This window comes from Chitinibacter sp. ZOR0017 (assembly GCF_000799095.1).
Classification (GTDB): Bacteria; Pseudomonadota; Gammaproteobacteria; order Burkholderiales; family Chitinibacteraceae; genus Chitinibacter; species Chitinibacter tainanensis.
This window is the reverse complement of record NZ_JTLG01000033.1, coordinates 1-19,635: the sequence shown is the minus strand read 5'-3', so window position 1 is coordinate 19,635 and position 19,635 is coordinate 1. Positions and strand designations below refer to the sequence as shown.

Here is a 19,635-nt window from a genome sequence, read left to right as displayed (position 1 = left end):
ATCTCGCGCTTGTTTTCGTGCGGGCGCGAGTTCACTTATACTGGCTGACAACTCGAAACACAGGAGCCAACCATGGCCAAAGGAAATCTGTTTGTGGTGACCGCCCCCAGTGGCGCTGGCAAAACCACGCTGGTCGCAGCGCTGCTGGCGGCCGATGCCAATGTGCAACTGTCGGTTTCATACACCACTCGCCAGCCGCGGGCCGGTGAAGTGGATGGCAAGGATTACCACTTTGTCGAACGCAGCGAATTCGAGCGCATGATCCATGCCGGCGAATTACTCGAGCACGCTGAGGTATACGGTAATTATTACGGCACTTCGCAAGTGTGGATCAATGAAGTGATCAACAATGGCCGCGATATTCTGCTGGAAATCGATTGGCAAGGCGCACAGCAGGTGCGTCGCTTGTTCCCTGAGGCCATTGGCATTTTCGTGCTGCCGCCTTCACTTGAAACACTGGAAAACCGCCTGCGCAATCGCGGTAAAGACAGCGATGAAGTGATCGCCAAGCGTATGGCCGTGGCCAAAGAAGAATGTGGCCACGTCGATGAGTTTGATTATGTGATCGTGAATGAGCATATCGATGATGCCGTACGCGATATCGTGGCGGTGGTGCGGGCGCAGCGCCTGACGCTTGCTCGCCAGTCGGCGCGCCATACAGGCTTGATTTCAAGCTTAAAAGGTTAATTCCGGCGCAAGCTGGTATAATGCACGGTTTCGCCGCTATTGGCGGCCGTCCAAGCATTTTTCGGAGAGTAAAAGATTATGGCCCGTATTACGGTTGAAGATTGTCTGGATCGTATCCCAAACCGATTTGACCTGACTCTGGCTGCCGCCTACCGCGCCCGCCAGCTGGAAAATGGCTCTAGCCCGCAAGTTGAAAACAATGGCCGCGATAAGCCGACCGTGATGGCATTGCGCGAAATGGCAGCGGGCCTGGTTGGGGTTGAAGTCCTGAACCGTCGCGGTTAATGCAGTATGTCGGCAAGCTCGGTTCCCCTCGTCGTTGAAGATGTCCCTGCGCTGGCCACCGCGCCGGAGGTAATCGAGCAAGCCAACCGTTTTCTCGCTGAGCAAACGGCCTATCTCAAACCAGAAGACCGCCAGATGTTACGGGCGGCTTTTTTGTTTGCAGAAGATGCTCACCGCGGTCAGATGCGCCGCTCGGGTGAGCCTTATATCTCCCATCCGCTGGCTGTTGCCGGCATTCTCACGCAATGGAAGCTGGATGCGCAGGCGCTGGCCGGTGCACTTTTGCACGATGTGATGGAAGATTCCGGCGTGACCAAGCTGGAGCTGACCGAGAAGTTTGGCAAAGCGGTGGCTGAGCTCGTCGATGGCATGAGCAAAATCGACAAGCTGGAATTTCAGAGCAAAGAAGAGGCGCAGGCGGAAAACTTCCGCAAAATGCTGCTGGCCATGGCGCGCGATTTGCGCGTCATGCTGATCAAGCTGGCCGATCGTTTGCACAATATGCGCACCATGGATGCAATGCGGGTCGATAAGCAAAAGCGCATCGCCCGCGAAACCATGGAAATTTATGCCCCGATCGCCAACCGGATCGGGCTTAATGCCATCTACCAAGAGCTGGATGATCTGGCATTCAAATACCTGCATCCGCGCCGGCATCATGTATTGTCCAAAGCGCTGAAAGCCGCCCGTGGCAATCGCCGCGAAGTGGTGCAGAAAATCCTCGATGCCATCAATGCCAAGCTAGCCGCCCAGCAGATCGAGGCGCAGGTGTCTGGCCGCGAGAAAAACCTGTTTTCCATCTACCGCAAAATGGTGGAAAAACACCTTAGTTTTTCCGAGGTGCTGGATATTTATGCCTTTCGGGTGATCGTGAAAGATCACGCGCACTGCTATCTGGCGCTGGGCGCCTTGCATGCGCTGTTTAAGCCGATTCCGGGTAAATTTAAAGACTACATTGCCATTGCCAAGAGCAATGGCTACCAAAGCCTGCACACCACGCTGTTCGGCCCCTATGGCACTCCGATTGAAGTGCAGATTCGCACCCCCGAAATGCACCGCATCGCCGATGCCGGCGTGGCCAGCCACTGGATGTATAAGAGCGGCGATGAGAGCTTCTCGGATGTACAGCAACGCACGCATCAATGGCTGCAATCGCTGCTGGAGCTACAGGTGGATTCGGGCGACGCGGTCGAGTTTCTGGAGCATCTGAAGGTCGATCTCTTCCCCGATCAGGTGTATGTGTTTACGCCGAAAGGCAAGATCCTTAGCCTGCCCAATGGCGCGACGTGTGTGGATTTTGCCTATGCCGTACACACCGATGTTGGCCATGGCTGTATCGCCGCGAAGGTGAATCATGAGCTGGTACCGCTGCGTACCAAACTAAAAAACGGCGATCACGTGGAAATCGTGATGGCCGCGCATGCCAAGCCCAACCCGAGCTGGCTATCGTTTGTCACCACTGGCAAGGCCCGCTCGCAAATTCGCCATTTCCTGAAAACCATGCGCTTTGATGAGTCCATGCATCTGGGCGAGCGTTTGCTCAGCCAGGCCTTCTCGGCGCTGCATCAGCCGCTGCAGGTGAGCGACGAAGTGTGGGAGAAATACCTGCGCGAAAGTGGCGAGAAATCGCGGGAAGCGGTGCTGGCTGATGTCGGTTTGGGGCAAAAACTGGCCGTAGTCGTTGCCAAACGGTTGCTGCAGCTCGCGGGCTCATGGAGTGATGATCTGCGCCAGGGCAAAAAACCGATGGCGGTGACGATTCGTGGCACCGAAGGTATGGCGATTCAGTTTGCCCGCTGTTGTAATCCGATCCCGGGCGACCCGATTCTGGGCTTTGTGAAGAAAGATCACGGGCTGGTGGTGCATACCCATGATTGTCCGCAAGTGGCCAAGGGCCGCATCGACGCCGATAAGCTCATCGATGTGGAATGGGACCCGGAAGTGGCGCGGGTGTTTGATGTGCCGGTGAAAGTGCTGGCTGAAAACGAGCGCGGCACGCTAGCGGCGCTGGCTGCGGCAGTGGCCGAGGCCGAAGCTAATATCGCTGCCGTCACCATGGGCGACGCAGTGGAGTCGCATGAGCGCTATCTGAGCGTGCAATTTACCCTGCAAGTGAATAACCGCATTCACTTGGCCAAAGTGCTCAAGCGTTTACGCGCCTTGCCGACTGTTTATCGCCTGCAGCGCGTGCGCAACTAAATCTCTTGGCGTGCCCGCCGGCTGGGCGCCGCGATTCCTCGCGGCAATCTCGCGCAATCTGAGCCGCATCAAGGCAGCATCCCACCTGCATGTTAGAATGGCCGCTGTTTTCTAGAACAACAGCGGGCTTTCCCATGCAGCTTTCTCTGAATGGCCAACAACGCGAATTTCCCGATGGTCTGACCGTTGCCGGTTTGATCGAACACCTTGAGCTCACTGGCAAACGCGTGGCGCTCGAGCGCAATGGCGATATCGTGCCCAAAAGCCAGCATGCCAGCACTTTGCTCGCGCACGGCGATGTGCTGGAAATGGTGGTGGCTGTGGGTGGTGGTTGAGGGTATCTGGCTAGAGGCCAAGTAATAAATAGGCTGCAGGGCTATACCCTGTGGCTGGCAGTGAATCTCTACAGTTTGATCCAGACGCAGGGGCGTAAATCATGAGTGATACATTTCAAATTGCGGGCAAAACCTATCAATCCCGCCTGATCGTTGGTACCGGCAAATACAAAGATTTCACCGAAACCCGCGCCGCTGTGGATGAATCGGGCGCCGAAATCGTCACCGTGGCGATTCGCCGCGTGAATATCGGTCAGGATGCCAGCCAGCCTTCGCTGCTGGATTATCTGCCGCCCAGCCAGTTTACCTATCTGCCCAATACCGCCGGCTGCTACACCGCCGAAGACGCGGTGCGCACCCTACGGCTGGCGCGCGAATTGCTCGATGATCACCGGCTGGTAAAGCTGGAAGTGCTGGGTGACCCCAACACGTTGTTCCCCAATGTGCGCGAAACCCTGAAAGCCGCAGAAACGCTGGTGAAAGAGGGGTTTGATGTGATGGTCTATACCTCGGATGACCCGATCATCGCCAAAGAGCTGGAACAAATCGGCTGCTGCGCGATTATGCCGCTGGCCTCGCTGATCGGCTCGGGAATGGGGATTTTGAATCCGTGGAATCTGCGCCTGATTATCGAAGCCGCCAAGGTGCCGGTGCTGGTGGATGCCGGTGTGGGCACCGCCTCTGATGCCGCGATTGCGATGGAATTAGGCTGCGATGGCATTTTGATGAATACCGCCATTGCTGGCGCGCAAGACCCGGTACGGATGGCACGGGCGATGAAGTTGGCAGTGCAGGCCGGGCGCGACGCCTTCCTCGCCGGCCGTGTGCCACGCAAGCTGTATAGTGCCGATCCATCTAGCCCGGTCACCGGGATGATTGCCGCCAGTAAATAAGTGAACGCCTTGGGTATTGCCTGCCAGGCCATGAAAAGTATAGCCTGCGGATTAATACCCCGGTAAAGCTTGGCTGGATCGAGCGGGCCGGTACCGCAAAATTTGGTGAATCGCCCGCCGCGCATTAAAATACCGCCATTGAATACCAAACCGCCGCCACTTGTCGCTCAAGGGCGGCGTTTTACATGGCAAGGAATCCCCATGAACGACGAGCAACTCGACCCGCAAACCAGCCCGCAGGATGAAGCCGCTGGCGAAGGCAAATTTATGCGCCGTATTCGCAGCTTTGTGCTGCGCCAAGGGCATTTGTCGACCGGGCAAGCCAAAGCGCTGGAGCAATTCGGCCCAGAGTTTTGTCTGGATTATCGCCCAGAGGCGCTGGATCTGGATGCGGCCTTTGGCCGTCAGGCGCCACGGGTGCTGGAAATCGGTTTTGGCATGGGGCAGGCCACGGCCGAAATCGCTGTTCATCGCGCAGATACCGATTTCCTGGGCGTGGAAGTACATACCCCGGGTGTGGGCAGCTTGCTGAAACTGATTGGCGAGCAAGCCATCCGCAATATCCGCATCGTGCAACATGATGCGGTCGAAGTGCTGGAAAACATGCTGCCAGCCGGTAGCTTGGCCGGTGCGCATATTTTCTTTCCCGATCCATGGCATAAAAAACGCCACAACAAGCGCCGCCTGATTCAGCCTGAATTCGTGAAGCTGCTGGTTTCACGCATTCAGGCCGGCGGCTATGTGCATCTGGCTACCGATTGGGAAGACTACGCGATTCAGATGCTGGAAGTGCTGAGCAATGAGCCAACGCTGAAAAACACCGCAACCAGCGACACCGGCTACGCCGAGCGTCCCGATTACCGCCCGCTCACCAAGTTTGAAAACCGTGGTATCAAGCTGGGCCACGGCGTGTGGGATCTGGTGTTTATCAAGCAATAAGCGCGGATTCGGTAGCTTTGCACTCGGCACGGCGGCATTTTTATGCCGCCGTGTTGCGTTTGGGCTGCAGAAAAAACCGCGGCTGCCGATAAAGCGATAACTGGCCACTTGGCCATCCGCCGCGTCAGCGGTTTGCTGCCGGTAAAGCACTGGCGCTTCGCCAGCGGATGACTACAGTGGAACTATCGTCAGGCATCGCCTTAATGACATTGTCAGGAGAACAAGATGACCCGTATGCGTACGTTTTCCGCCAGCTGGCGCACCGTGGTGGTGGCGCTGCTGAGCTTGGGTCTGGCCGCTTGTGCCAGCAGTGGGAAAACCACGGTAAGCCATGATGAGGGCGTGAGCAATCCGCCGGTGGTCTTGCCAAGCAAAATCACGGCAGTGGGCTATGGCGCGATGCCAACCATGGATGGTTTATCGCCTTCACAGCGCCGCTTGCTGGCGATGCGTGCTTCGAAGCTCGACGCTTATCGCACGCTGGCCGAGACCGTATCCGGGGTGAAAATCACCGGTAACAGTACGGTATCGGCGATGGCGCTGAATAATGATGGCTTCCGTGCTTATGTCGAATCGTATCTGCGTGGCGCTCGTGTGGTCACAGTAACGCCGCTGCCGGATGGCGCTTTTGAAACCACATTAGAAATCACGCTGGGCGGTGAATTTTATCGCGCAGCGCAAACCGCTAGCCACCAAAGTGGTGGCAGCGAAGCTACCCCAGCGGCAGCGCCCATGAAGGCGGTGCCACAGCCGGTGGCAATGCCGGTAGAATCAGCCATCTTACCTAGCCAGAATTTCTATCTGTCACTGTGATTCGAACGCTGATCGCCGGCTGCGTGCTGGCAGCGCCGCTGTGGGCGGCTCAACATGAAGGCATTGCACCGCTGGGTAGCGAGGGTTTAGAAGTCGCCCGCCGGCAGGCGATTGCCGATGCCCTTGAAAATGCGGCTTTGTTTAATGGCGCAACAGTCAAAAGCTATAGCCAGCAGGGCCAGCAACGCACTAGCGACAATACGCAAATCCGCGGCACGCCGGCGCAGGATTACACGGTGGTGCGCGAGTGGACGACCCAGAGTGGTTTTCTGCACGTCATCATCGATGTGCAGCCACCAGCGCCGGCGGAAGCTAAAAACGCGACCGTCACGCCGGCAGCGGCTACGGCCGCAGCGGCGCCAGCGGTAACGGCGACAGCGACGGTGCAGTGTGGCGGCGGCGATTACAAGCGCAAGCTTTTGCTCGCGCATATGTGGGTGCAACATCCGGCGCAAACTCGCGATCTGGATCGGCTGCCGGAAGGCATCCAGCTGGATTTGATGCGCAAATTGTTTGATAGCGGTGGTTTTTTGCCGCAAAAGGCATTGTCCGAAGCGGCATTTGATTTACAGCCACAGTTTGCCGACCCCCTATTGCAGCCTGAGCGGGTGCGTGAACTCGCTCGGCGCTACGCGGTGCAGTTTGTGGTGGGCGGTATCGTGCGCGATACCTCGACCAGTGGTGAGCGCTACGCGGCAAGCTACGGCAATGATTTGCGTGAGGGTGAGCGCAAGCTGGAGCTGAATATCCCGCTGGTGAATTTTACCCAGCTGGGCCTTAAAGCTACGCCGGCCGAGCGGCGGTTTGAGTTTGAATTATTTGTGTTTGATGGGGTATCCGGTGCGCTGGTTAATCGGCATCGGCTGGCGGGAAAAGCCAGTGGCCAGGTCATGCAAGATCGCGCCACCAGCATGGCCACCGAAGGATTTAAAGAAACCGCCTACGGCCAGCTGATTGAACAGAAAATGCAGGAAGCCGCCCGGCGTATCACGCAAGACATTGCGTGTATTCCATTTTCAGCCCGGATCACGCGGGTAGAAAAAAACCGCGTGTATTTCGATGCCGGCACCACCTCGAAAGTAGGGGTGGGCGATAGCTTGCAGGTGTATCGTGTGGCGCCCGGTGGTTTGCCGCTGGCCGCGGCTAGTTTTGAGCCCAGCATGTCGCTGGGTTTGCCAGAAGAGATTGTGGGTAGTCTGAATGTCACCCAGGTGCAACCGCTGTTTTCTGTCGGGATTTTGCAAGGCAGCGGGGTGCAGGCGGGCGACTATGTGCGATTTGTAGGACGCGGAGGTCAAAAATGAAAGCCCTGCTCAGCCTGTGTTTATGCTGGCCAGCCTTAGTGCTGGCATCCGAAGCCGGCCATGGCACACCAGCGGAAAAGCCGCCGGCCAAAACCGAAAGCCATGCCATTAAAAATGCCCCGCCTACCAAGGTGGATAATCTGAAAGGCCAGTTGCAGGTGAGCGGCTCGCACGGCAGTGAAGCGCCCAAAGCCAGCACCAAGCCGGCCGCCGCCGAAACAAAGGCCGAAGCTAAGACGGAAACCAAGGCCGAGCCAGCTAAGCCTGCGGCCCATGGCGAAGCGCCCAAGCCGCAGTTTACCGAGCCGCCGGTGGTGCAGTATGTACCGCCCAAATACGGTAGCAGTAGTGCTACGCCGGTGCAGCGCGTGTATGTGCCTTCCAAATCGCCCGCTGCGCGTAAATCAAGCGCGCATGCTGGCAGTGCCCATGGCGGCAGCAGCAAGAAAAGTAGTGGGCATGGTGCCGCCGAGTCATCGCAAGCAGTGACGCCTGGCCTGGTGCGGGTTATGCCTGCCAGCAGCCTGCCCGGGGGTAAGGTGCTGCCACCGGCCAAAGGCTTGAACGAGGTGAGCGCAAGCAGCGGCAGCAGTAGTGCTGGCAGCAGTGGCAAGCCACGGCTAACTTGGGGTGAAACAACCGTCATCAAGCCTGCCGCCAGTCCTGCGCCGGAAATCTATATCGTGCGCGATCCCGAATTGCGCTGGCAGCAATACAGCTATCCTTAATGCCTTGAACTTTAAAAACAAAAAAGCCCGCACTGCGGGCTTTTTTGTTGGCTTGGTCTGCGTATCCAATCGGACCAATGACTAAGACGCTGTTCGGCAAGGGCAAATTTGGCGCCGCCCATTTGCCGCCAAATTTATTTACAGCTGGTTTCTCGCAAGACCGAGCCTTTGAATTGCGCGCTGAGTTTGTTCAGTTTGGCCACCTGTTCTTCGCTCAGCCCTTTCATCGTAAAGCTGGCTTGCTTGAGGGTGTCATCGCGATCACGAACCACGGCAGAGCGAACCCCTTTGGCTTGCAGTTCGGCCAGATGTCGCTCCCCCGCTTCACGGGTGCTGAAAATCCCCAGCGAAATGGCGTTTTGCCAGCGCCCGCCGTTATTGACCACAAAGTAATCCGTGACGCCCAACGAGGCCAGCTGCTGGGCTTTGGCTTTGGCGACTTCCTGACTTTCCAGTGGTGGCATATACACCCACACTTTGGTGGATTCGCCGCTGCTCTTTTCAGTGGCAGTGATGCCCAAGCTGCCCAGTTTGCTGCGGGCGCTATCAATCTGCTCGCCGGTAATGCCGGTCCAGCGCAGGCAGGCTAGTTTTTCGGCTACGGCGGTAGGGGCTGCGGTCGGTTTGGGGGCGGTGGTGGCCGTCGGGGTAGGTTGCGTGCTCGGGACTGGCGTCGCGGGGGCGGTGCTGCCCTCTGCCGGGGCGCTAGCTGGCGCTTCGGTGCTGGCTGGCTCGGCGGTGCTCCCCAATTGGCCGGTTACAATTTTGACGGCCGAGGCGTTTTTCTCGCGGCTTTGCAGCTGCACTTGCAGCCCGCCGCCATCAAGTTGAAACCAGCCATAGACGGCTAGATTCGCCAGTAGCAGCAGGAAAAAAATCACACGCATGGGACAAACACTCCGTCATTGCTTTGCGCAAGGGCGTACAAACCATCGAGGACCAGATTATCTACTGTCTGGCACGGGGCGTTAAGCAAACTGGCGATCAGTGCAGCATCGCCACCAAAGCACACAATCTGCTGCGCGGGTATGTTGTTCTGAGCCATTTCAGATAAGGCTTCTAGCAGCATACCCTTGATGGCGCGGCGGCAGCCGGTTTCGATGGCATCGCTGGTTTGAGTGGGAAAGCCTTGGTTTTGACCGCTGCTGACGGGGAGGCGAGCAGTGCCTTGCTGTAGCGCCTGTTTCATCAGCCCCAGCCCCGGGCCGATGGTGCCGCCCAGATAGTCGCCGGCGGCGCTCAGGGTATCGACCACCAATGCCGTACCGGCGGATACCACCAGAACATTTTTCTGCGGGTAATGGCTGCGGGCGCCCAAAATCGCGGCCCAGCGATCCGGCCCTTGTTGATTGAGAAGCTGATAGTGATTGCGCACGCCCAAAGCCGTGCGGCTCACTTGCAGTAGCTCCGCACCCAATTGCCAATGGCGTTGGCACCAGTGCCCGATCTCGGTGCTGAGTTCGGGCTGTTTTACCGAGCAGAGCAAAATGCGCTGCGGGCGGGGTAGTGTGGCGAATTGGGTCTGCAGGCTCGGCCAGTCGGCAGCGATCTGCACCGGCCCCGCGTTGTAGCGCCACTTCAGTCGGGTATTGCCCAAATCCAGTAAGAGCACATCAGTCATGGCTGGCCTCACTATTGGCCCGGCGTAGGCTCACGTCACCGGTGTGGATCAGCTGTTCGCCCGCGGCCGTGCCCAAGCGTAAGCTGCCATCGGCAGCCAGGCCGAGCAGTACGCCGCTCTGGGTGGCGCCAGTGGGTGCTAGCACTTGCACCTGCTCGCCTTGCCAGGCGCTATAGCTTTCCCACACCGGCAGCAGCGGCGCAAAGCCGCTGTGGGCAAAGTCGCGCAGGCCGCGTTCCAGCCGGCTTAATAAGGCCGCGAGCAGAGCATTGCGCCCCAGCGCTAAACCCGCGGCCTGCAAGCTGGCCGCGCTTTGGCCAAGCTCGGCTTGCCAGTGCGCCGGAAACTGCAGATTCAGCCCAATACCAATCACCACTTGCGCCGGGCCCAAGGCATCGCCCTGCATTTCGATCAGGATGCCGCCTACTTTAGCGCTCCCTGTCGGCGTGGGCAGCAGCAGATCATTCGGCCATTTCAGGCCGATGTCGCGCACGCTCGCGGCCGCCAGGGTTTCGGCCACCATGGCGCCCACTGCGAGAGATAAACCCGCCAGTTGCGCGGGGCCGCCGGCAAATTGCCAAGCCACCGAGAACATCAGGCTGCCGCCCAAGGCGCCCAGCCAGCGCCGGCCGAGCCGGCCGCGGCCACCGGTTTGCCATTCGCAGGCCAACACATGGCCATGCTGCGGGTTTTTAAGTAGCTGCCGATTGGTGGAGTCAAGGGTATCGTCCAGGATGATTGATAATTCAGTATCTGCAGGAAGATACCCATTTAGGGTATGTAGATCGAGCCATTCGATCGGTGTGGCCAGTTGGTAGCCGGCACCCGTGCGGCGGGTGAGGGCGATGCCGTAGTCTTCGGCTTGCGCCAGCGCGGTGGAGACACTGGCGCGCGAGATACCCAGTCGTTCGGCAATGGCGGTGCCCGAGGTGAAATGCTGCGCGTCGAGTTCGCGCAGCAGGCGGATTGGATCAGTCATGCCGGCATTTTACGGCAATTGCTGCCGCTGTGCCGTGCTGAGCGGTGGCTAGTGTTGATGTACCGCCCGCTCGGTTGAATCTGCTTGAGCTTGGATTCAGATTGCCGGCGGCGGCACGTCGTAGCTCTTATTCAGTGGCGACTGGCGTGGCCTCAGTGGCTGGGGCGCCCATGCTTTCCACCACATGGTTTTGGTTGGTGTAAATGCACAGATCACCGGCGATTTCGAGGGCTTTTTTCACGCAGGCTTCCGGCGGTAGATCGGTGTTTTCCAGCAAGGCGCGGGCGGCGGCCTGAGCGTAAGCGCCACCTGAGCCGATGGCGGCGATGCCGCCTTCTGGTTCCAGCACATCGCCATTGCCGGTGATGACCAAGGTGGCGGTGGGGTCGGCTACGATCAGCATGGCTTCCAGCCGGCGTAGCATGCGGTCGGTGCGCCAGTCTTTGGCCATTTCTACCGCGGCGCGGGTCAGGTGGCCCTGATGTTTTTCCAGCTTGGCTTCAAAGCGCTCAAATAGGGTAAACGCATCGGCTGTGCCGCCGGCAAAGCCTACAATCACCTGATCGCGATACAGCTTGCGTACTTTGCGGGCGGTGCCTTTGATGACGATATTACCCAGCGTGACTTGCCCATCGCCCCCCACTGCCACGTGTTCGCCTCGGCGCACCGAGACAATGGTGGTGCCGTCAAATTGTTCCATGCTGACTTCCTTGCGTGCTGCGGGCCAGTGCGGCCCAATAGGCTGTAGATGGCGCTGCCAGCGCAAAAAACAAGCGCCGGGCTGGCCGGCGCTGCTGGGGGGCGTGTTAAAGCTTATTTGCGCGCTTCGATGGTGAGCATGTCTTGCAGGCTCATAATGCGCAAAAGGGCATGCACCAGTGGATTGACATTGTAAAACTTCACCGCTTTGCCTTGCTGCAGCCAGTTCACCGCGTGGGTGAGTAATTGGCCGGCGCAGTCGAAATCCATCCGGTCGATCTGGCGAAAATCGATCTGCGGCTTGGGGCTTTGCTCGATTTGCTTAAGTAGGCGGGCAAAGAGCTCGGGGTGCTCGGCGCATAAATTGCCCGCGAGCTGGTTTTTCTGCTGCTGCTCGGCAGCGATTTCGGCTTTGGCGGCGGCTTCATCGCGGGCGATGTCCTGCGCCGATTTGGCGGCCTGGCGCGCATCCCAAGACGGCGGGGATACCTCGTAGGTGATGGCGTAATCCACGGCCAGATTTTCAAATTCTTCCTGCAAGCCCATGATTTGCAGCATTTCGATGTGCAGCAGCCAGAAAGGGGCTTCCGCCGGATGCCGGCGGCCGACTTCGATTTTGGCTTTCAATAAATCGAGCACGGCGCTTGCGCCAATCAGTTGCAGGCTATTGGGTTTTTTGTGCGTTTGTTGCAGCGCCGAGAGTAATTCGGCGGCGGAAAGGGTGTCGATTTCTGCCACTTTGGAAAAATCGAGCCGAATCTGATCGTGTTTTTTATGTAATTGCAGCAGCTCGTTGATTTGCTGATCAATGCTGGTGTGGCTGAGTTTGGCGGCAAAAGCAAAATAGCCGCTGCCACTGCTGGCGGCCTTGGCGGGTGTTGCGCGCACTTGCCAGGCTGGTGGGGTTTTTTCAAATTCCACCACGTATTCCAGCGCCAGCGTATCAAAAGCATCGTGCTGATTGTCTTGCTGCAACAGCTCAAACAGCATTAGCCATGAGTCATGCCGTTTCTTGCCGATGAAATTGGCCTTGTCGGCCTGTAGGGCACCGTAGGCGGCTTTGAGCTGGCCGTTGGCAAACAGAATGGCGGCTTGTTCTTCGGCACTACTGAGCGTGTCTGAGCTACTGGACACCTCAATGGCCAGCGCCGACAGATCGTAGCTATCGCTGGTGTTTTTTTCTGCAGGCGCAGCGTCGACGCGCGCCTGGGTGGCGGGGCCCGTTTGCGTCATGGGGCCGGTCTGGGTCATGACTTCCTGACCATCCGGACCTTTTTTTCGGAAGAAAGAAAACACGGTGATTATCCTGCAGCAAGGGAACGTTCAGTAGCAATCACTTATTTTACTGCGTAAGCCCGCCCTCGTGGGCGTGGTTTTTACCTTTGTTTGACTACACTGATGACTGGCGAGTTTCCTTTATCGTTGATTCGGGCTTGGAATACAATTGCTGTAAATAATTAGCCAGACTACAGGTGCACTGCATGTTGCCAAATGTCATAAAACGCTTGGCCAGCCATCGTTGGGGGCGACGATTGGGTCGGCTGGTGCTGGGCTGGGTGGTTTTGGGCCTGATCGGGATGCTCGCGTTGCCGCCCGTGCTCAAACCCTATCTGGAGCAACAAGCCAGTGCCGCCTTGCAGCGCAGCGTAACGGTGGGCGAGCTGGGGCTAAACCCGTTTACCTGGACCGTGACACTGCGAGATTTACGCATACGCGATCGTTATGGCGATTTTGTTGTGGCCAAAGAGATTCGTGCCAATGCTGAGGTGATGTCCTTGCTGCGGGGCGGGCCGGTGTTGCGTGAGCTGACCTTGGTGGCGCCGCAAATCCGGCTGGTGCGGCTGGGCGAGCGCGAGTTTAATTTTTCCGATTTATTGCAAGCCAAACCTTCGTCAGCGCCCAGCGAGCCGCTGCGTTTTGCGCTGAATAATATTCAGGTGCAGCAAGGTGAAATCGCGCTGGATGATCGCTATCGCCATACCCAGCAGCGGCTGGATCAGCTGGAACTCGCCATCCCGTTTATTTCCAATCTGCCGCAGCGGGTGGATGAATACATTGCGCCGCTCTTGCGTGGGCGACTGAATGGGCAGCGGTTTGCGCTGCAGGGGCAGAGCAAACCATTTAAAGATAGCCTAGATACCTCCCTGGAGTTTGATCTGCAAGGTCTTAAATTACAAGACTATCTGGCTTATACCCCTCTACCGGCTGCCTTGCAGATCCCCAGTGCCGTATTTGATAGCCGCCTGCAGCTGGTGTTTCGGCAGCAGCCCAAAGACACCCAGCTCATCTTGAAAGGCCAGCTCGCTTTGCGTGATGTGGCACTCAACGTCGCTGGCGCACCGGCGCTGCGATTGCGGCAAGCCAAGCTTGAACTGGGCGATCTGCAGCCTTTACGGGGGCAATGGCATTTGCAAAAGCTTGGGTTGGATGGGCTGGAATTGCATACCCAGCGCGCCGCCAATGGCCAGCTCAATTGGCAGCAGCTGGCGCCCGCCACGCCAGCAAACTCGACTGTGGCTACGACAAACGCGCCGGCGAAAACAACGTTGCCGGATGTGAAGATCGGCGAATTTACCCTGCGCAATAGCCAGTTGCATTGGCAAGATGCGGCGGTAAGTCCGGCGGTGGCGCAAAGCGTGCAGATACAGCTCTTAAGCGGGCAACACTGGGCGCTGCGCGGGCAACAGCCCTGGCTGATCAATCTGCAGGCTCAAGGGGCCAATGCGTCCAATCTCACCGCCGCCTTGCAGCTCAAGCCGCAGCCTTTGCAAATTCAGGGCAAGCTGGCCGCGCATGACTGGCAACTGGCCGATTGGGCCGGTTACGCCGCTAGTGCTGTGCGCGGCCAATTGCGCGGGCTGTTGAATGTACAGACCGAGCTGCAGTTTCAGGCGGCCGCGGACAACGCTGCGCCCCAGCTGCAATTGCAGCACACCGATGTCACCCTGCGCGATCTGGGCTGGACGTTGCCCAACACCCGCCAGCCTGCCGTGGCCATCGGCGAGCTGGCCGTGCAGGGGTTGAGCTTGGATACCGTAGCTCGACAGCTGCAGATTCAAGAATTGCGCAGCGGCGCGGGGAAAATTGCCCTGCAATGGTTGCCGGATAATGAGCTGGATTTACAGCAGGCGCTGGTCAGCCATGGTGCACCGCGCACCGCCGCCCAGGCGACACCGGCCGCGCACGCCGCGGCGCCATGGCGGGTGCAGCTGGCGAATGCGCAGCTGGATGACTATCAGCTCAAATTCGAAAATCGCCACTTGGCGCAAGCCGTGCCACTGGGCCTGCAGCAATTGCAAATTCGCCTGCGGGGCTTGGATACCCAACCCGGGCACGCCGCGCAGTTGAGTCTGCAAGCGCGCTCCGGGCGCAAGGCCACCTTGGCGCTCACGGGTACGCTCACGCCGCAGCCGTTCGCTGCCAATCTGCAGCTCGACACGCGCAGCCTTGATGCCGCCTATGCGCAGCCGTATTTCAGCCGCCTGCTGAATATTTCGCTCGCCAGCGGTTTTGTGGATGCCAAAGGCCGGCTGAAACTCAGTAGCCAGCCGCAATGGGGCGGTGGCTTTCAAGGCGATCTGGCTTTGCGGCAGTTTTATGCACTCGACAAAGCCACCGGCGAGGATTTCCTGAAATGGAAAACCCTCGCCTTTAACGGCATCAATAGCCAGTTTGCGCCGGTGAAAGTGGAGGTGCGCGATGTGTTGGTTGATCAGCTGTATTCGCGGCTGATTCTGTCGCCCAATGGGCGGATGAATGTGCAGGATGTGTTGGTGAGCGATGCCGGGCAGGTGTCGGTGACGCGCGAATCGGCCGTCGCCAGCCAGCCTGCCGCAGTGGTGGCCAGTCGCCCCGCGAGCGACGCAGAATTACCCCCGATCAAGGTGGGTAAAATCCGCCTGCAGCAAGGCAATGTGCGCTTTAGTGATTTGCTGATCAAGCCCAACTACACCGCCAACCTCACTAGCCTGAATGGCGAAATTCAGGGCCTTGATAGCGCGCAGCTGGGGCGCGCCACACTGAATCTGAAAGGCTCGCTCGATCAGGTGGCGCCCGTTTCGATTGCTGGTACGCTCAATCCGCTGGCGAAAGCGCCATTTTTTGACTTGCGCGGCAGCGTACAGGGCTATGAGCTCACCTCGGCCAGTAGCTATGCGCAAAAATATGCCGGCTACGGCATTGTGAAAGGCAAGCTCTCCAGCGAGGTGAGCTATCGGGTGGAAAACCGGCAGCTCAAGGCCAGCAATCAGATTTTCCTCGATCAGCTCACGCTGGGGAACGAAAAAACCGATGGACCGGAAGTGACCAAATTGCCGGTGAAACTGGCGCTGGCCTTGCTGAAAGATCGCCGTGGGCAGATCAAGCTGAATTTGCCGGTGGAAGGCTCGCTGGATGATCCGCAATTCAAACTCAGCGCAGTGATCTGGCAAGTGATCGGCAATTTGCTCGAGAAAGTCGTGACGGCGCCCTTTGATGCGCTCAGTGGCATGGGCGCTGGCGGGCCGAGCCAATCGTATGTGGTGTTTGAATCGGGCTCTAGCCGGTTGAGTGAAGCAGCCCAGCAGGCCATCCAGCAAACCAGCCAGCTGCTGAACGATCGGCCGGCCTTGCAGCTGGAGCTCAGTGGCTGGGCGGCGCGTAGCGCTGATGAGGCGGGGCTGAAAACGCGCTTGCTCAATCGGCAGTTGCGGGCCTTGAAAGCCCGCCAGCTTGGCGAAAAGGCCCAGTCGCTAGAGAGCGAGCAAATCCAGATCAGCGCCGAAGAGCGCGCCGAGCTGCTGGGCAAATTGTATAGCGCGGCCAAATTTGATAAGCCGAGCAATGTGCTGGGCCTGGCCAAATCGCTGCCGCCCGAGCAAATGGAAGCGCTGTTGCTGCAACATCAACCCGTCACCGAGCAGGATTTACGCACCTTGGCCGAGCAGCGCGCCAAGCGGGTGGATGAGGCGCTGAAAGCTGCCGGTTTGCCTGGTGAGCGGATTTTCCTATTGCGGCCGAATATAAACCCCAGCGCCAGCGATGGCGGGCTGAGCCGGGTGCAGTTTAAATTGCAATAGGGGTATTGCTGTTTAAGTATTGAATGCTGTGGTTTATAGGCTTATACCTTGCTGGGTATGGTCTGGCGCTTGGGGCGGAAGTAAGCGGTGTTCTGATAAAAGGCCGTATCTTGCTGGGGATACCAACCGGGTATGCCTAGGTAGGGGAGCGGTGGCAATTGGCGCGGGGTTTGCAGCTGGTCCGCATCCACCGCGGCGGCGAGTTCGCCATCGAGCCAATTCAGCTGCAAATCGAGTGGCCAGCTAAAAAATTCGGCTGCCACCGCGATCGGCCAGCATTTCCCGGTGAGCCCCACAAAGGGGGCCAACAGATTTTCAAAATTGGCGTGGCCAAAGGAATAGGCCGCAATCGTTTGCCCCCAAGCTGCGCGTTCGGTGAGAAACAGCGCTTCCCAGCGATGCTGCTGCAGGAGTTCTAGTAGCGCAGGCTGGCTGTAGGGCAAGATAAACCCGCATTCATCAAACAAGGTGGCCGCATCGCGCACGGGGCCGCGAATATTCGGCGCGCTAGCTTGGCTGATTTGCCGTTGGTGTAGTTGATTCAGCGCGATTTTCAGGCGCGGGAAACGATGCCAGATTAGCGCGTTGAAGGTGTCGTGCCAGTTCAGCCGCGTGGCCACGGTGCCGTGCTGATAAATCGCGAGTTCGTAATAGGCCGTGATGCTGTCTGGGTCAACAAAGCGGATTGGTGCACCGCTAGGGCTGCGCGCGGGGCTCGGTAGCTGATCCCAATCGGCATGGGTGGGAATGGCGCGAAACTGGCCCAGCAAAGGATGCAAAAGACGAAACGCCGGATGCTGCTCAAACAGCGCTTGTGGCCAGCTAGACATGCAGACTTCCAAAAACAAACAGGGCAAATCCCCTAGCTATTGTACGGGATTTGCCCTGCTAAGCCGAGCTAGCGCGCGGCGGGCGCGATGGCGCGGAGGCGCTTAAGCCAATGTGGCCAGTGCGGCGTCGTAGTTTGGCTCGTTTTTGATTTCGCTCACGAGCTCGCTATGCAGCACTTTATTGTCGGCATCCAGTACCACGACGGCCCGCGCAGCAACGCCAGCCAATGGGCCGCTGGCTACATCTACGCCGTAGGCAGTCAGGAAGTCGCGACCACGCATGGTTGACAGATTCACTACATTAGCCAAGCCTTCGGCGCCGCAGAAACGGTTTTGAGCGAATGGCAGGTCAGCTGAAATGCACAGCACAACGGTGTTTTCCAGCTTGGCCGCGGCTTCGTTAAAGCGACGTACTGAAGTCGCGCAGGTAGGGGTGTCAACGCTTGGGAAAATATTCAGCACTTTGCGCTGACCCGCAAAGCTAGCCAGGGTCACGTCGGCCAGATCTTTGCCGACCAAAGTGAAATCAGCGGCAACAGCGCCAACGGTTGGGAAAGTGCCATTTACAGTGACGGCGTTGCCACCCAGAGTAACGGTAGACATTGATGAGCGCTCCAGTAGTAGTTCGTTGTGGTTTGATAGCAGCAGGCAATTGCTACTGCTGGGTAGATAAGGCTGAAGCCATAAAAAAAAAGCGGCCGTAGCCGCTTTTTTTCTGCTGTGCTTAGCCGGCGGCCGGCGCTTCGGCGCCGCTCTCTTCTTTGGTGGGCGGATTCAGGATATTCATCGCCGCATCGTAGTTGGGCTCGTTCATCAGCTCTTGCACCAGCTCGGCATGCAAAACGACATCATTAATGTCGAGCACAAATAGCGCCGTGGTCATCAGCCCAGACAGCGGCACATCGGTGATCATCACACCATAGTCTTTGTGAAAATCTCGCCCGCGCAGCGTCGACATCAGATTGAGTTTGCGAAAACCTTCGGCCTCGCCGATGCGGGCTAGGGCGTAGGGGGTATCGACCGAGACCGTCATCAAGACTGTATTGGTGAGCGAATATGATAGGCGCTCCAGCTGGCGTGCGATGGTGAGGCCAATGGCCGCATCCAGGCTTGGGACCACGGCGATCAGCTTGCGCTGGCCCCAGTATTTGGAAAGTGCAACATCTTGTAGATTGGTGTCCACCAGCATAAAGCTGTGGGCGGTTTCACCAACATGGGGAAAACGGCCGCCAATACTGATTGGCGTGCCATTAAGTAAGACTGTGGACATGCCCGGTTCCTCCTGAAAGTTGCTTTCAGTATGGTTCGCCGGGGCTTAAATGCAAGGCGGGCGGGGCTTAGTCGTAAAACCAGTACAGTGAATAACCGGTGGAGCGCAGGTTGCCAAGGTCGAGCTGCAAAAAGGCATGCAATTCATCATTGGCATTGAGCTGGTTAACCGGAGTGTCGTTTTGCGCCAGATATTGCGCCGGGGTAAAGACTTTTTTTGCCACCAGCCGTTCATTATCGTCGGTGAGGCTTAGCTCGAGTTTAGGCAGGGCTTGTTCATACGGCGCCAGATTGCGCAGCGTGGCTTTTACCTGAATCAGCGTGGGGTGATCGGGAATATAAGTCAGCTCCGACCATTCGGAGCGCAGCATTTGCCCATTGCGCGGCAGCGGCATCTCGCAGCCCACTTTGCTGCACAAATGCAGCCAGCGCGGGCGCAGGGCTGGGAATTCCTGGCTGAGCTCCAGTCGGTATTGATACGCCAGCTGGGCAAACAGACTGAGTGACAACACTACAGTGCCGACCCGCCATAGCCAACGCCAGCGCGAGGGCGGCTCGGGCATAAAGAGCGGGTCGCTGTCATCCAGAATGGGTCGATATTCCAGCTCATCGGTGTCGGCCTCGGTCTGCGGTGCGTGGCCTGCATCGAGCTCGGTGCCATCGTCGTGCAAACTGGCGGCAATGGTATTGCGCGTGAGTTTGAGGTTTTTCCGTTTTTTCTCTTTACGGGTCTTCTTGATCAGCTTGGCCAGCGCCCGCTGTAAATCCCGATCTTCTGCTGCTGGTGCTGGGCGATTGGGTTTGCTTGCCTGCGGCGTCGTGGTTTCGCGTGGCTGTGGTTCGGTAGGAATATCGAGTGGGTCGCGGGGTATGCCCTCAGAAGGCTTTGACGGTTTGGTCTTGGTGGCAATACCCTGAGATGCTGGAGCTGGAGCTGGAGCTGGAGCTGGAGCTGGAGCTGGAGCTGGAGCTGGAGCTGGAGCTGGAGCTGGAGCTG

At 58.2% G+C, this 19,635-nt stretch carries 19 protein-coding genes; 10 read left to right on the top strand and 9 right to left on the bottom strand.

Features of this window, described 5'->3' with window-relative positions; genetic code table 11:
- Nucleotides 1-72: 72 nt before the first annotated feature.
- The 9 genes from gmk to L991_RS11005 all read left to right on the top strand — a co-directional run bounded on the left by gmk (nt 73) and on the right by L991_RS11005 (nt 8,183).
- Complete coding sequence (gmk, locus tag L991_RS11045; protein ID WP_028449536.1) at nt 73-687, top strand: guanylate kinase; 615 nt, start codon at nt 73-75, stop codon at nt 685-687.
- A 78-nt stretch (nt 688-765) separates the two neighbouring features.
- On the top strand, nt 766-972 hold the full coding sequence (rpoZ, locus tag L991_RS11040; RefSeq protein ID WP_028449535.1) for a DNA-directed RNA polymerase subunit omega: 207 nt from the start codon (nt 766-768) through the stop codon (nt 970-972).
- 6 nt (nt 973-978) lie between these two features.
- A complete protein-coding gene (locus L991_RS11035; RefSeq protein ID WP_034619258.1) occupies nt 979-3,171 on the top strand; it encodes a bifunctional (p)ppGpp synthetase/guanosine-3',5'-bis(diphosphate) 3'-pyrophosphohydrolase in 2,193 nt (730 codons plus the stop codon).
- 134 nt (nt 3,172-3,305) lie between these two features.
- Nucleotides 3,306-3,506 carry a sulfur carrier protein ThiS gene (gene thiS / locus L991_RS11030; protein ID WP_028449533.1) on the top strand — a complete coding sequence of 67 codons (201 nt, stop codon included), beginning with the start codon at nt 3,306-3,308 and terminating at the stop codon, nt 3,504-3,506.
- 101 nt (nt 3,507-3,607) lie between these two features.
- Nucleotides 3,608-4,399: a thiazole synthase gene (locus L991_RS11025; RefSeq protein ID WP_028449532.1), complete on the top strand. Its 792-nt coding sequence runs from the start codon at nt 3,608-3,610 to the stop codon at nt 4,397-4,399.
- Between the two features lie 267 nt (nt 4,400-4,666).
- Nucleotides 4,667-5,338, top strand: coding sequence for a tRNA (guanosine(46)-N7)-methyltransferase TrmB (gene trmB / locus L991_RS11020; RefSeq protein WP_047395331.1), 672 nt, complete (start codon nt 4,667-4,669; stop codon nt 5,336-5,338).
- A 225-nt stretch (nt 5,339-5,563) separates the two neighbouring features.
- Nucleotides 5,564-6,151 carry an LPP20 family lipoprotein gene (locus L991_RS11015; RefSeq protein ID WP_051258832.1) on the top strand — a complete coding sequence of 196 codons (588 nt, stop codon included), beginning with the start codon at nt 5,564-5,566 and terminating at the stop codon, nt 6,149-6,151.
- The gene (locus L991_RS11010) at nt 6,148-7,455 is read left to right on the top strand and encodes a flagellar assembly protein T N-terminal domain-containing protein (RefSeq protein ID WP_047395301.1); all 1,308 of its coding nucleotides are present in this window, start codon (nt 6,148-6,150) and stop codon (nt 7,453-7,455) included. The genes L991_RS11015 and L991_RS11010 overlap by 4 nt, the downstream gene beginning before the upstream one ends.
- A complete protein-coding gene (locus L991_RS11005) occupies nt 7,452-8,183 on the top strand; it encodes a hypothetical protein (RefSeq protein ID WP_047395298.1) in 732 nt (243 codons plus the stop codon). Before L991_RS11010 ends, L991_RS11005 begins: the two co-directional genes overlap by 4 nt.
- A 134-nt stretch (nt 8,184-8,317) precedes the next feature.
- On the opposite strand, the gene L991_RS11000 is transcribed toward L991_RS11005, so the two are convergent.
- From L991_RS11000 to L991_RS10980, 5 genes are all read right to left on the bottom strand, one after another.
- A complete protein-coding gene (locus tag L991_RS11000; RefSeq protein WP_047395295.1) occupies nt 8,318-9,070 on the bottom strand; it encodes an SPOR domain-containing protein in 753 nt (250 codons plus the stop codon).
- Complete coding sequence (locus L991_RS10995; RefSeq protein ID WP_052190823.1) at nt 9,061-9,804, bottom strand: type III pantothenate kinase; 744 nt, start codon at nt 9,802-9,804, stop codon at nt 9,061-9,063. Before L991_RS10995 ends, L991_RS11000 begins: the two co-directional genes overlap by 10 nt.
- Entirely contained in the window at nt 9,797-10,783 is a 987-nt protein-coding gene (locus tag L991_RS10990; protein ID WP_047395292.1) for a biotin--[acetyl-CoA-carboxylase] ligase, read from the bottom strand. The genes L991_RS10995 and L991_RS10990 overlap by 8 nt, the downstream gene beginning before the upstream one ends.
- 127 nt (nt 10,784-10,910) lie before the next feature.
- Nucleotides 10,911-11,483, bottom strand: a complete 573-nt coding sequence (gene hslV / locus L991_RS10985) for an ATP-dependent protease subunit HslV (protein WP_047395289.1) — start codon at nt 11,481-11,483, stop codon at nt 10,911-10,913.
- Nucleotides 11,484-11,596: 113 nt separating this feature from the next.
- On the bottom strand, nt 11,597-12,778 hold the full coding sequence (locus L991_RS10980) for an STAS domain-containing protein (RefSeq protein ID WP_156129053.1): 1,182 nt from the start codon (nt 12,776-12,778) through the stop codon (nt 11,597-11,599).
- A 185-nt stretch (nt 12,779-12,963) separates the two neighbouring features.
- Here L991_RS10980 and L991_RS10975 point away from each other — a divergent pair, with 185 nt between their 5' ends.
- Nucleotides 12,964-16,539 (top strand): DUF748 domain-containing protein, encoded by a 3,576-nt coding sequence (locus L991_RS10975; RefSeq protein ID WP_047395283.1) that lies wholly within the window; start codon nt 12,964-12,966, stop codon nt 16,537-16,539.
- A 41-nt stretch (nt 16,540-16,580) separates the two neighbouring features.
- Here L991_RS10975 and L991_RS10970 read toward each other — a convergent pair whose 3' ends face one another.
- From L991_RS10970 to L991_RS10955, 4 genes are all read right to left on the bottom strand, one after another.
- On the bottom strand, nt 16,581-17,369 hold the full coding sequence (locus L991_RS10970; RefSeq protein WP_047395280.1) for a DUF3025 domain-containing protein: 789 nt from the start codon (nt 17,367-17,369) through the stop codon (nt 16,581-16,583).
- A gap of 102 nt (nt 17,370-17,471) precedes the next feature.
- Nucleotides 17,472-17,972: a thiol peroxidase gene (gene tpx / locus L991_RS10965; protein ID WP_047395277.1), complete on the bottom strand. Its 501-nt coding sequence runs from the start codon at nt 17,970-17,972 to the stop codon at nt 17,472-17,474.
- A 121-nt stretch (nt 17,973-18,093) separates the two neighbouring features.
- On the bottom strand, nt 18,094-18,639 hold the full coding sequence (gene tpx / locus L991_RS10960) for a thiol peroxidase (RefSeq protein ID WP_051258830.1): 546 nt from the start codon (nt 18,637-18,639) through the stop codon (nt 18,094-18,096).
- 67 nt (nt 18,640-18,706) lie between these two features.
- A complete protein-coding gene (locus L991_RS10955; protein ID WP_047395272.1) occupies nt 18,707-19,309 on the bottom strand; it encodes a DUF3426 domain-containing protein in 603 nt (200 codons plus the stop codon).
- Nucleotides 19,310-19,635: the final 326 nt, after the last annotated feature.